This window comes from Rudaea sp. (assembly GCF_036383415.1).
GTDB lineage: Bacteria > Pseudomonadota > Gammaproteobacteria > Xanthomonadales > Rhodanobacteraceae > Rudaea.
In genome coordinates, this window is sequence record NZ_DASVOK010000080.1 from 1 (window position 1) to 12,116 (window position 12,116).

The 12,116-nt window shown below is 64.6% G+C and carries 10 protein-coding genes; 1 reads left to right on the plus strand and 9 read right to left on the minus strand.

Features of this window, described 5'->3' with window-relative positions:
• A partial coding sequence (locus VF497_RS02790) for a M15 family metallopeptidase (RefSeq protein WP_330886040.1) occupies window positions 1–384 on the plus strand: 384 nt, incomplete at its 5' end.
• A 41-nt stretch (window positions 385–425) separates the two neighbouring features.
• Here the strand turns inward: VF497_RS02790 and VF497_RS02795 are convergent.
• The 9 genes from VF497_RS02795 to VF497_RS02835 all read right to left on the minus strand — a co-directional run bounded on the left by VF497_RS02795 (window position 426) and on the right by VF497_RS02835 (window position 12,114).
• Window positions 426–3,293: a penicillin acylase family protein gene (locus VF497_RS02795; protein WP_330886042.1), complete on the minus strand. Its 2,868-nt coding sequence runs from the start codon at window positions 3,291–3,293 to the stop codon at window positions 426–428.
• Window positions 3,294–3,438: 145 nt separating this feature from the next.
• Complete coding sequence (locus VF497_RS02800) at window positions 3,439–3,810, minus strand: DUF423 domain-containing protein (RefSeq protein ID WP_330886044.1); 372 nt, start codon at window positions 3,808–3,810, stop codon at window positions 3,439–3,441.
• A 6-nt stretch (window positions 3,811–3,816) separates the two neighbouring features.
• A complete protein-coding gene (locus VF497_RS02805; protein WP_330886046.1) occupies window positions 3,817–5,103 on the minus strand; it encodes a DUF4340 domain-containing protein in 1,287 nt (428 codons plus the stop codon).
• Window positions 5,104–5,118: 15 nt separating this feature from the next.
• Entirely contained in the window at window positions 5,119–6,990 is a 1,872-nt protein-coding gene (locus VF497_RS02810; protein ID WP_330886048.1) for a GldG family protein, read from the minus strand.
• 12 nt (window positions 6,991–7,002) lie between these two features.
• Window positions 7,003–7,737, minus strand: a complete 735-nt coding sequence (locus tag VF497_RS02815; protein WP_330886050.1) for an ABC transporter permease subunit — start codon at window positions 7,735–7,737, stop codon at window positions 7,003–7,005.
• Window positions 7,734–8,687: an ABC transporter ATP-binding protein gene (locus VF497_RS02820; RefSeq protein WP_330886052.1), complete on the minus strand. Its 954-nt coding sequence runs from the start codon at window positions 8,685–8,687 to the stop codon at window positions 7,734–7,736. Before VF497_RS02820 ends, VF497_RS02815 begins: the two co-directional genes overlap by 4 nt.
• A gap of 172 nt (window positions 8,688–8,859) precedes the next feature.
• A complete protein-coding gene (locus VF497_RS02825) occupies window positions 8,860–9,921 on the minus strand; it encodes a hypothetical protein (RefSeq protein WP_330886054.1) in 1,062 nt (353 codons plus the stop codon).
• A gap of 367 nt (window positions 9,922–10,288) precedes the next feature.
• On the minus strand, window positions 10,289–10,939 hold the full coding sequence (locus tag VF497_RS02830) for a response regulator transcription factor (RefSeq protein ID WP_330886058.1): 651 nt from the start codon (window positions 10,937–10,939) through the stop codon (window positions 10,289–10,291).
• Between the two features lie 14 nt (window positions 10,940–10,953).
• On the minus strand, window positions 10,954–12,114 hold the full coding sequence (locus tag VF497_RS02835; protein ID WP_330886056.1) for a sensor histidine kinase: 1,161 nt from the start codon (window positions 12,112–12,114) through the stop codon (window positions 10,954–10,956).
• Window positions 12,115–12,116 lie beyond the last annotated feature (2 nt).

Consider the following 12,116-nt stretch of genomic DNA (forward strand, 5'->3'; position numbering starts at 1 on the left):
GCGCCGCGCGCCGCGCGCGCGTGGACGCGCATGCGCGAGGCGGCGATGCGCGATGGCGTGGAGCTTGAAATCGTCTCGGCGTTCCGCGGCATCGAATACCAGCTCGGCATCATCAAACGCAAGCTCGAACGCGGGCAGTCGATGGACGAGATCCTGCGCGTCAGCGCCGCGCCGGGCTACAGCGAGCATCACACGGGACGCGCACTCGACATCACCACCCCGGGCTACGCCTCGCTTGAAGAGGAATTCGAACGCTCGCGCGCGTTCGCATGGCTGCGAAAAAATGCAAAGTTATACAAATTCGCACTGAGCTATCCGCGCGGCAATCGCCACGGCATTGCCTACGAGCCGTGGCATTGGTGCTGGCACGAGAAGCATGCGTAGCGCCGAGCGAGTCCGATGACCGGACCCGCCGGCACCTGCGGCTACGGATTGCCGATCGGCAGAGGATGATATTGCCCGGTCAGCCACAACGGCAGCTGGTCGACGTAATTCGGGCTGCCGAGTACGGCGCTGTTGCCGCCGGGAATCACCTCGAACGCGTTGATCGGCAGCGACATCTCGCCGACGAAACGGCGCCCCGGCGCGGTCGCGCCGCTGAACATGAAATCGTTGACACCGCTGACGCGCAACGCATGCCCGCCCGGGCTCACGGTTTCCCAGCCGCTGTCGCGTGCCAGGCCCGGCAGATTCGCCGAGAGATCGGTGAACGGATACGGGCTGCCGGCGCCGGGCACGTTGAACGGCCCGCCGAGCGGGTGCTCGAGGACGAAGCGATGCAACAGGCCCCAGTGATACTCGGCGGGGTTCGTCGAGTTGTTGAACGCGGCCGCAAACGCGTTGCTTGATGCCTGCGTCAGCGCGTCCTTCAAACTTTTGAGCAACACATAGTCGCGCGCCGAGGCCGCATCGGGCGCGCCGCTGACGGCGAAGAAATTCACGCCCGATGCACCCTTGCCACCGAGCACCGGGAAGGCGTCGAGCAGGAATTTCACGCTCGTCCACGCATCGTCGTCGGCAGGCAGGTAGCTGCCGAGACCGAGGCCGGTCAAGGTCTTGTCCTCGATGTTCTTGATCGCGTTGCTGCGCCACAGGTAGTAGAGCGTCGCCGCGACGTCTGCGTTCTGGCCGTAGGTCGCGGGAAGAAACACACCGGGCGGAAGGCCGATGGCGTCGATGAAGCTGGGGCTGTCGTAACCTTGCGCCAATCCGGTCGGCGTAGCGAGATTCCATCTTTGCAGATAGGTCATCGCCTGGATGACGCCGCTGTCGTTCGCGAGTGAGCTGAGTTGGCTCCACGCACTGCCCTGCGCGTTCGTGTACGCGGTTAGCAGATATGGCAACACGAGTTCCGCATCGGCCGGCTGCCGATTGAGCTGCACTGCCTTGATTTGGTCCGGCGTGATCTTCCTGCCCTGAGCGATCATCGCCGACAACAGCTTGCTGATGCGCGTAACGCGATAGACGCTGTAGTTGTAGTTGAGATAGTAGATGCCGCCGCCGGGCCGCTGCATGCCGAGCGGATTGTTGTTGGCGAGGATACCGATCGGGTCGTTGTTGCCGTTGGCGAAGAAGCCCGACGCAGGGTTGATCGCGTGTGGCATTTCCGACGCCGGCATGATCTCGAACGGCGTCGCCTGGTTCGGCTGCGGATGCTGCACCGGCAGCCAGTCGTGATGCAGCTTGCCGGAGCCGTCGCGGATCAGCCACGGCGGGATGCCGCCGCCGGGCGCGCCTTCCTGCAGGTCCTGGCGGATCGGATTCTCGGCGCTGGTGAAGTAGGCGATGTTGCCGGCGGTGTCGGCATAGGCGAAGTTCTGCGAGCCGAAATCGAAGTACGTCAGCGCGTTCTGGAAATCGGCGAGGTTGTTCGCGCGGTTGATCTTCTTGAACGCCTTCAACTCCATCGTCGGACCGAAACCGGTGTAGGCGATCGACAGGCCGCTGCTGCCATCGAGCTGCACGATCGGTCCGTTGTTCCTTCGCGGCACGATGATGGTCACGCCGCCGTTGGTCGGGCCGATCGAATCGTCACGCACGAGGTTGTCGGTCACACCCGCCTGCATCTTGTTCACGTAGTAGCTCTGGAACTGCCAGATGACGGGCTCGGCCTGGCCGTTGTGCACGATCGCGGTCGGCAAACCGACGGCATTGAGCTGTAGCGTTTCCTGGAAGAAGTCGGTCACGTCCATCGGGTTGACCGTAGTGCCCCAGCAGACGTTCGTCGTGCAGCCCTGGATGATGCCCGGCGCACCCGGCACGCTGACGCCGCTCGCGTTGAGCGGCTGCGTGTAGGCCGGATCGTTCGAGTTGATGTGCATCTCCATGAAGATCGGCGGCAGGGCGAGCGTGAGATGCGGATCGTTCGCGAGAATCGGCTTGCCCGACGCGGTGACGCTGGCCGCGACGGCGAACTCGTTGCTGCCCTCGCGATCGGCGCGCGAGCGCAACGTCGGCGCGATCAGCGGATGCCCGGCGACCTTGTCCAGCCAGCCCTGCGCGAGTTTCACGGTCTGCGCGGAAATCAGCTGTGGCTGTGTTGCCGCAGGCTGCGCGGTCGCCTGCAGCGAGGCGACGGGCGCACCGCTGCCGGCAGTCGCGGCGCTCGGCACGAATCCGGGAATCGTCACGGTCGAGTCGGGCGGCGCGAAGCGGTGCGTGTCGCCGAAGTACAACGCGACCGGATCGACGTGGGCCGCGGCTGCCGCTTTCTGGTAGGCGGCGAAGTTGATCGTGTTCGACACCTTCGACGAGTCGAACGAGAGTTGATAAGCCAAGCCCTTGCCGATACTGATCGTGTCGATCGGCAGCCACGGCTCCGCCTGGCTCAGGCTCAACGCGTGGTACTCGGGAGGCAGCGACGGCGTCGTCTTCAGCCAGTAGTTGACGCCATTCGCGTAGGCCTGCAGCCAGCCGCGTGTGTCGTCGTCCATCGCCTGCCAGGTCGCCAGCGCGGCACGGCGCAGGCCGAGCGTGCGTGACTGGATGTCGTTGGCGAGCGCGGGCTGGCCGACCAGTTCGGCCAGCGTGCCGCTGACCGCGCGGCGATTGAAGTCCATCTCGAAGAAGCGTGCCTTCGCCTGCGCATAGCCCTGCAGGAAGGCGACGTCGTTGTCGGTCGCCGCGGTGATCGTCGGCATGCCGAGCGTGTCGTAGGCGAGCGTCCCCGGCGCGGACATGCCGGGCGCGCTGATCGTGTCGGCCAGCGCTGCCGTGCTGCAAAATCCCAATGTGGAAAAAGCAAGAAGTACAGAATAGGCGCAGGCGGCGCGCCGGACACGTGAGGTCGACATGATTCCCTCCTGTTGAGAACGCTTGCGGATATCGAAACGAGCGTTTGAACCGGAGTATGCGCTTCGCCGATTGCAGCGAAAAGCGGCGTGGGCTATTTTCGATTTTGCGCCGCAACAAAGCGCCGGCGCAGGCCGCTTGCCGCTCTCAGTCGGAGCGCGCGCGCAGGCAAGCCACCGCAGCAGCAAGCCAGCCCGCGATCAGCGCGATGCCGCCGAGCGGCGTAATCGCGCCAATAAATTTCGGCGCACCGAGGGCGAGCGCGTAAAGGCTGCCACTGAACAGGACGGTGCCGAGAGCAAAGGCGTACGCGCCCGCGCGCCGCCAACGTGATGTGGGCAGCGGCGCGAGCGCCAGCGCGAACAGCGCGAGCGCGTGCCAGAACTGGTATTCCACCGCTGTGTGCCAGAGGCGCAGCGCCGCTTCGTCGAGCGTGCCGCGTAAGGCGTGCGCACCGAACGCGCCGAGTACGACGCCAAACGCACCCAGGACCGCGCCGCCAGCCGCGAAAGCTCGCATGCCGAGCTAGCGCTTGATCGCCGGAGTCGCTGCCGGTGTCGGCAGGATGGGCGGCGCTGACTTGGCTCCGTTCGCGCCCGCCGCCTGCTTGGTCTCCAGCGGCTTGAGCAGTTCGTCGATGTTCTTGTGGAAATTCGAGAACGCGTACTGCGGGACGGTGTAGGTCCAGCCCTGCAGTTTCCGATTCAAATCCTCGGCAGCCTTGTTGGCCGCAGCGATGCGCTCGGTGCGGTCCTTCACCGCATCGACGAGCGAGGCGGGCTTGGCCACGTCGGCTTCCGCTTTCGCGATCGCCGCATCGTCGCCCTTGGCCTCGACGGCCTTGAGCTTGGCCGCGGCCACGGCCGTTTCGTAAGCAGCCTTGTCGCTTGCCTGCGCGGCGGCGATGCCGGCATCGAGCTGTGCTGCGTCGTTTGATGCGGCGAGTTGCACGCGTGCCTTGCCATCGGTTTCCCACGCGATCACGTCGACGACGCTGCCGTCGAAACCAAGATAGCGCGCCTTGTAGGGTTTCTCGGGCACGGACGCGTCCTTGGCCGCGGCCACGTCGTCGGCGCGCAGGTTGGACAGGCCCGAACCCATGCCGTTGGCGACGAAATCCGACGCGGGTTCCCTGCCCTTGGGCAAGTCGGCGATCCTGAAGTTGGCGTCGGTCGGCTGTTCCTTGTAGACGCGCAGCGTTTTGCCGTCGGCGCCGGTCAGCGTGACTTGCTTGATCTTCGCCGCGTCGATGTCGATCAGGTCCTTGTTGATCCACGCAGCCGGATCCTTCTCCGCAAGCAGCGTGCCGCTCGCGAGCAGGCTCTGTGCCTCGCCCTCGCGGCGCACGAACGTACCGCCGCCGCCCTGCCCGTTGTAGAGGCCGACGATCAGCTTCGGCAATCCCTGCAAACCGCCCAGCGTGACGAGCACGCTCTGCGCCTTCGGATCGATCGGATCCTCGACGCCGAGCTCGGCATAGCGCTTCGGACTCGCGGTTTTCGTGTCGAGCACCTTCGCATCCGCCAGGCGGTACAGGAACTCACGCAATTTGCCGATATCGGCCGGATAGCCGGAGCGCTCCGCCACCTGCCAGCCTTCGCCACTGCGCTTGAGCGTGACCAGCGCCTTGCCGCCCGCACCGCTCAGCGCGAACGCATCGACCTTGTTGAGGTCGTCGCGCAGACTGGGCAGCAGCAGCTTGTCCTTCGCCGACTCCTCGCTGACCGGCGCGTTGGCCGAGTTGATCCAGATCGCGGCGCCGAGTGCGATCACGGCAACGACGGCAAGTGCCGACAATGTCTTCGTGTTCATGTCGTCGTCCCCGATTCAGGCCGCGCGGCGCCGGCGTTTCAGCCAGGCAAATCCGAGCGCGAACAATGTGATCAGCAACGGCATCAGCCCGATGTCGATAAGCTTCAGCCGCGTGCCGAGCGCCTCGATGCGGTCGTCGAGGCTGCGCCGCACCTGGCGCAGTTCCTTGCGAATCGCGATCTTCTGATCCTGGAACCGGGTCAGCTCGGCCTTCTGCTCGGGAGAGAGGATCATCTCGTTCTCCTTGCTCTTGCCGCTCTGCAATTCGGTGAGCTTGCGCTCGGTGTCGGACAGGCGCTGCTGCAGTTCGCGCTCCTTGCCGCGGAAACTCTCCTCGGCGGCGCGGCGCATGTTGTCGACCGTGGTGAACGGCCGCTGCGACGTCGCGCGGCCGCGGATCGAGATCAGGTCGGACGAGCCGCCGAGATTGTCGACCGAGTTGACGATGAAGTCGCCGTTGTTGGCGAACGAATTCATGATCTGCTGGCCGAAGAACTGCTGCACCTGCACCCACAGGCGATTGCTGAGAATGTCGGTATCGGCAACGAGGATGATCTCGCCGCTGTCCTTCGATTCGGTCAGATGATCCGCTTCCTTGCGCTCCGGAAACGCCGTGGCGAACTTGCCTTCGAGGCGGCCGGCGACGACGAACGGCTGCGCGCCGTCGGGCTTGTAGTCGACGAGCAACTGGCTCGGGTCGGACATGAACTTGACGCGATCCGCCGCCACGGTCATCGCATCGGCGCTGGTCTGGATCAGCGGCGTCAGCTTGTTCTTCGAGTCGTTTGCGAGTTGGAAGAAGCCGGCGGTTGAGACGTTGATGCTCTGCAACTGTGCCGTGGTGATGTCGGTCGGATTGAGGTCGCGCTGGTTGAAGCCGAGGATCGCCGGATGGCGGATCGGCTGGCCTTGCGGCGACGTCACCTGCAGCGCGTGCTCGCGGTCGAGCACGATCTTCTTCGCGTCGTAGTCGACGCCCCAGGCCTTGAACAGCTTGGGCAGGTCGGAGGAACGATCGGCCATCATCGCCGCCTGCGGATTGTTCGGATCCGCACCCGAGTCGTCGCTCTCGGCGAGCGGATCGACGAACACGAGCAGATGCCCGCCACGCAGCACGAACTGGTCGATCGCGTATTGCGCATCGTCGCTCAGGTTCTTCGGCTGCACGACGACGAGCACGTTGATGTCCTTGTCGATCGATTTGACCGACGCTGGCGTCAACGTGCGCACATCGAACATCTGCTCGAGTTGCGACTGGATCGCCCAGGGCTGGCGCATCTGCCGCGTCTGCGCGTCGAAGCCTGCGCCCATCGGCAGGCCCGAGATCAGGCCGACCGCCGGCTTCTTCGCCATCGACAGCTCGTGGATCATCTTGGCGACGTCGTATTCGAGGAAGGTTTCCTTGTTCGGATTCGCGATCGGCATGACCGACTTGCCGTTGGTCGAGTTCGTGCCGACGATGCCGAGGAAGATGTTGCTGCCACCCTGCCCCCACGGCAGCGCCTGCAGGCCGAGCGTGGTCGCGCGGTCCTCGTCCTCGGAGAACGGCAGCGGATCGACCGTGGCCACGCGCAGCTTGCCGCCCGCGCGCGCCGCCATTTCGGCGAGCATCTCGCGCACGCGCGGCGCGTAGTTTCTCAGAGCGGCCGCGTCGGGGTTCGCGCTTTCCGCCGCGGCCTTGTCGGAGAAGTACAAGGTCAGATTGACCGGCTCCTCGATCGAGGAAAGTATGTTTTTGGTACCTTGCGACAAGGTATACAAGTGATTCTGGGTCAGGTCGAGGCGCGCGCCGCGAAACAGCGTGTTGCTGACCAGGATCATGGCAACGAACAACACGGCGAGGATGGCCAGCGCGCCGAAGCTGAGGAGTTTCTTGTTCTGATTCATCGTCGGCTCCGCTCAGTCGGCTTTCTTCAGATCGATCACGACCGCGCTCGCGTACAACCAGAACGCGATCGTCAAACCGAAGTAGACGAGGTCACGCAGGTCGATCACGCCTTTGGCGATCGCGGCGAAATGGGTGAGGAAGCTCAGGCCGGAAATCGCGTCGACCAGCCCCTGCGGCGCCCATGAGCTGAAGAAGTTCAGCACGAGCGGGAAGCCCGCGAGCAGGAACAGGAAGCAGACGACGACGGTCAGGATGAAGGCGACGACCTGGTTGCGCGTGCACGCCGAGATGCACGAGCCGATCGCGAGAAACGCGCCGGCCATAAGGAAGCTGCCGAGGTAGCTCGCGAAGATCACGCCGTTGTCCGGCGCGCCGAGATAGTTGACCGTGATCCAGATCGGGAACGTCAGCGCGAGCGCGATGCCGATGAACGCCCATGCAGCGAGGAACTTGCCGACGACCGCCTGCCACATCGTGATCGGCAAGGTCAGCAGAAGCTCAATCGTGCCGCTCTTGCGCTCCTCGGACCACAGGCGCATGCCGACCGCGGGTACGAGGAACAGGTACAGCCACGGATGGAAGTTGAAGAACGGCAACAGGTCGGCCTGGCCGCGCTCGTAGAAGCTGCCGATGTAGAACGTGAACGCGCCGGCGAGGAGCAGGAAGATCACGATGAACACGTAGGCCACGGGCGTCGCGAAATAACTCGCGAGTTCGCGCTTGAATACGGTGAGGATGTTGCTCATGCGCGTGCCTCCTCGGTCAGGTCTTCGCCGAGGTCGCCGTGCGTGATCGTGCGGAACACCTCGTCCATGCGCCCGGACTCGAGCTGCAGCTCGCCGACCGGGATGCCCTGCGTCTTCAGCAGCTCGCTGATCGGGGCGAAGATTTGCCGGCCCGGTTTCGGGATCGCGGTCAGGCGCCGCGTCACGATGTCGTACTCGACTGCGGCCACATCGGCGACGCGCGAGAGCACGTCCTTGGCTCCGGCGAGGTTGGGCGTCGTCAGCGACACGGCACCGTGATAGCGCGACTTGGCTTCGAGCTCGGCCGGCGTCGCATCCGCGAGAATCCTGCCGCGCGCGATGATCACGGCGCGCGTGCACACGGCCTGCACCTCTTCGAGGATGTGGGTGGAAACGACGATGGTCTTGTCCTTGGCCATCGCGTTGATCAGGTTGCGTACTTCGAACTTCTGGTTCGGATCGAGGCCATCGGTCGGTTCGTCGAGGATCAGCACGGCCGGATCATGGACGATGGCCTGGGCCAGACCGACGCGGCGCTTGAAACCCTTGGACAAGGTCTCGATCGACTGCTCGAGCACGCTGTGCAGGTGCAGGCGTTCGATCACTTCCTCGACGCGCTGCGCGCGCTTGTCGCCGCGCAGGCCGCGCGCCTCGGCGACGAAATGCAGGAACTGGCGCGGAGTCATCTCGCCGTAGCTCGGCGCGCCTTCGGGCAGGTAGCCGGTAACGCGCTTGGCTGCGAGTGCGTCGTCGACGACGTCGTGGCCGCAGACGCTGGCGCTGCCCGAGGTGGGGCTGAGGAAGCCGGCGATCATCTTCATCGTCGTCGACTTGCCGGCGCCGTTGGGACCGAGGAAGCCGAGTACTTGGCCGGGCTCGACCTTGAAGCTGATGCCGTCGACCGCGTTGAGGTCGCCGTAACGTTTGCTCAATTGCCGGGTTTCGATCATGCGCGAAATTCCGTTGTGGTAACTGTTTTCCCCGAGATATCGCAGCTGGGGTGTACGCGGCCGCGAGTCAAATACCGCGCCGTCGCGAAAAAGTTCCAGACGCGACGGCGATCGCGGAAACGAAACGGCGCGGACAAGGGTTCGCCCTGCCCGCGCCGCGTTGTCGTACTGCTTACTGCTGCACCGTAACCGGCAGCGATACGGTGAACGACTGTTGATCTTCGGCCGCGTTGGCATCGGTCGTGGTCAGTTCGTCGTAGAAACGTCCCGGGCCGGTACCGCTATCGTCGAATCCGTAACCGTGGGTCGACGCGTAGGCCTTGAGCAGCAGGCGCGTCAGCGGCAGTTGCGCCGGCGAGCCGGTGAACGAGGCGGTCAGCACCTTGCCGGCGTAGGTCGTGCCGACCTTGACCGGATCGGCCGGAGTGATGCCGTCGGTCTTCTCGACCGGCACTGCGATGTCGAACTCGTAGTTCTCGTCGCCCCAGTTCGAGGTGACCGTGATGCGCGGGCCGATCTGGCTGAGCTTGTCCTTCTTGATCTCGGCATTGATCGCGGTCAGCGCCTTGTCGGTCGCGTCGGCGACTTCGTCGAGCGAACGCTTGGCCTGCGTGGAAACATAGAGGATCGGGCGCGCGGCCACGTCCTTCAGCTCGAACGTCGTGTCCTTGTAGTCGACGTTTGGCACGGTTGCCAGGTATTTCTCGAGATCATCCAGATGCAGCTGCACGAGCGTCGCCGGCTCGCCACCGACATACAAGCCGGTGTAGCGCGCGAGCAGATCCCAGCCATACTCGACGTCGTAGCCGAGCGTGACCTTGACCGTCTTGCCGTTCTCGGCCTGATCGAGGTCCCAGGTGAGGGTCTTGCCCTCGCCCTTCCAGTTGTTGTCGACCGCCCAGCGCACCTGCTTGTCCTGCACCGGATCGGGGATGACCGTGAAGCCACCATTGCCGAGCTTGGCATCGGCCGAGCCGGTCCAGTTGAGTTTGGCGCCCGAGCCGCTCTCCGGCCCCTGGAAATCGAAGCGCACCTTCGGATCGAACGCACGCAGCGGCGACGGCCACGAGGGATAGGTGCGATAACCGTTCAGCACGTCGTAGATCTGGCGCACCGGCGCGGAGTACACCTTCTGCTTGTCGATATGCCGATGGTTCGGCAAGGCGATAGCGAAGACCACCGCGAGGATAGCGACGATGACGAGGGCAACGAAAATCTCAAGCAGGCGAATCATCCTATCTCTCTCCAGAATTGGAACCGGCAGGCCACGTCACGTCCCCGCCGCGGCCGCACGACAAGAGCCCGGACACACAGTTCTCGAGATCAGGAGCTTTCCCAACCGCCTGCGTCCAGCCCGGGCACCGCCCGAATGTTACTTGCAAATTCCGGCAATGGCTACGGCGACCGCAACATATTGGAGCGGAACCGGGCATCCTGCCGCGGTCCGCTGCAAACGGACGCGGCAGAGCCGCGCCACGTTTGCCGCGATGAGCCCGGAGCGCTCATCGCGCGGCACCTCCATGTGCCGACAACATGGCGATGATCGCGGCGATTGCAGCATTGAGAGCGGAACTCGGCATCCCGCCGCGCATCCCCGACGGTCAGACGATGCCGATTTCGAAGGCCTTCAGCACGGCGCGGGTGCGGTCGCGCACGCCGAGCTTGGACAGGATATTGGAAACGTGATTCTTCACCGTGCCTTCGGCCACGGTCAGGGAATTGGCGATTTCCTTGTTGCTGTAGCCGCCGGCCATCAGACGCAGGATTTCCGTTTCGCGATCGGTCAGCGGATCGGGGCGTTCGAGGCTGACGAATTCGTTGTGCATGCGCTCCAGGCCCGAGAGCAGGCGCTGGGTGACGATCGGAGCGACCAGCGAGCCGCCACCGGCGACAGCCTTGACCGCATCGACCAGTTGCTCAAGCGAGACGTCCTTGAGCAGATAACCGCGCGCGCCGGCCTTGAGTCCGGCGAGCACGAGCTGATCGTCGTCGAACGTGGTCAGGATGATCGTCGGCGGCAGTTCGTTCTTCGCCGCGAGTGCATTGAGCACGTCGAGCCCGGACATGCCCGGCATTCGCATGTCGAGCAGGACGACGTCGGGCTTGGCTTGCGGGATGATCGTCACCGCCTGCGCGCCGTCGCCGGCCTCGGCAACGACCGCGATATCGTCGGAAAGCTCGAGCAGCGAACGGATGCCCTGGCGCACCAGGGTCTGGTCGTCGACCAGACATACCCCGATCTTGTCCGGCATCGTCTTGTTCGTCGTCATCGCGCGGCCTCCAGTGGCAGCCACGCGTCCAGCGCGAAGCCGCGGTCGAGATGGGTATCGATATTCAGGCGTCCGCCGACCTGGGCCAGGCGCTCGCGCATGCCGGTCAGGCCGTTGCCCTGCTTGAATCCGGCTGCGCCGCGACCGTCGTCGCGCGCATGGATCGCCAGTTCGTTCGTCTCGGTGCGCTCGCAGCGCAACCAGAGATTGCTCGCGCCCGCATGCTTGACCGTATTGGTGATGATTTCCTGAGCACAGCGCAGCAGCACCTGCGCGCGCAGCGGATCGTCGACCGCGAAGCGAGGCGGCAGGTCGAGATGGATGTTCAGCCCGGGCACGCCGTCGACCAGCGTCTTCAGCGCGGCCGAGAGATCGATCGTGTCGCCCTCGCGCAGCTGGCTGACGACTTCGCGCACGTCCGAGAGCAGCAGCTTGGCCACCGTCTGCGCCTGGCGCACATGCTCCTGCGCCGCGCCGTGGACGAGATGGCTGGCCACCTCGAGGTTGAGGCTCAACGCGGTCAGGTGATGGCCGACGAGATCATGCAGCTCGCGCGAGATGCGCATACGCTCGCTCATGCGACTCGATTCGGTCAGCAGCGTGCGCGTCGCGCGCAGTTCGGAGTTGAGGCGGCGCTGCTCTTCGCGCGAATCGACCTGCTGCTTGGCGACGAGCGAGGTGGCATAGGTGAACACGGAAAATCCGACGTAGATCGCGCACTGCAGGAACGCGTCGGGCCAGGTGAAATTCGGCTCGCGCGCAAACACCGGGAACAACGAGAAGCATTGCACCAGCACCCAGACCACGCTCGGCCAGAACGGCAGCGTCCACGGCACCACGCCGGCGATGACCAGGAACAGGATCGCGGAAATGCCGCTGTGGCTGAACCAGCCGATCGCGAATGCGGCGAGGTTCATCCCGATCAGCAGCGGCACGCGTTCCAGATGTCGTTCGCGGCGCCCGAGTCCACGCGTGGCGAACCAGTACATCAATCCGAACAGGACGTAGGCCACGCACCAGCCGACGTGGTCGGGCGAACCGGTCTCCACGCCCTCGGCCCGCCACGAACTGCTCAGCAACGGCAGGCCGGTGCAGAGATAGGTGAACAATCCCGCGTAGCGCAGCAGCAGGATGTGGTTGAACAAAGGCACCTTCATGT

Excerpts from the sequence above, each read along its gene's own strand:
- VF497_RS02795 (WP_330886042.1), bottom strand. The coding sequence starts at position 3,293 with ATGTCGACCTCACGTGTCCGGCGCGCCGCCTGCGCCTATTCTGTACTT.
- VF497_RS02800 (WP_330886044.1), bottom strand. The coding sequence starts at position 3,810 with ATGCGAGCTTTCGCGGCTGGCGGCGCGGTCCTGGGTGCGTTTGGCGTC.
- VF497_RS02805 (WP_330886046.1), bottom strand. The coding sequence starts at position 5,103 with ATGAACACGAAGACATTGTCGGCACTTGCCGTCGTTGCCGTGATCGCA.
- VF497_RS02810 (WP_330886048.1), bottom strand. The coding sequence starts at position 6,990 with ATGAATCAGAACAAGAAACTCCTCAGCTTCGGCGCGCTGGCCATCCTC.
- VF497_RS02815 (WP_330886050.1), bottom strand. The coding sequence starts at position 7,737 with ATGAGCAACATCCTCACCGTATTCAAGCGCGAACTCGCGAGTTATTTC.
- VF497_RS02820 (WP_330886052.1), bottom strand. The coding sequence starts at position 8,687 with ATGATCGAAACCCGGCAATTGAGCAAACGTTACGGCGACCTCAACGCG.
- VF497_RS02825 (WP_330886054.1), bottom strand. The coding sequence starts at position 9,921 with ATGATTCGCCTGCTTGAGATTTTCGTTGCCCTCGTCATCGTCGCTATC.
- VF497_RS02830 (WP_330886058.1), bottom strand. The coding sequence starts at position 10,939 with ATGCCGGACAAGATCGGGGTATGTCTGGTCGACGACCAGACCCTGGTG.
- VF497_RS02835 (WP_330886056.1), bottom strand. The coding sequence starts at position 12,114 with ATGAAGGTGCCTTTGTTCAACCACATCCTGCTGCTGCGCTACGCGGGA.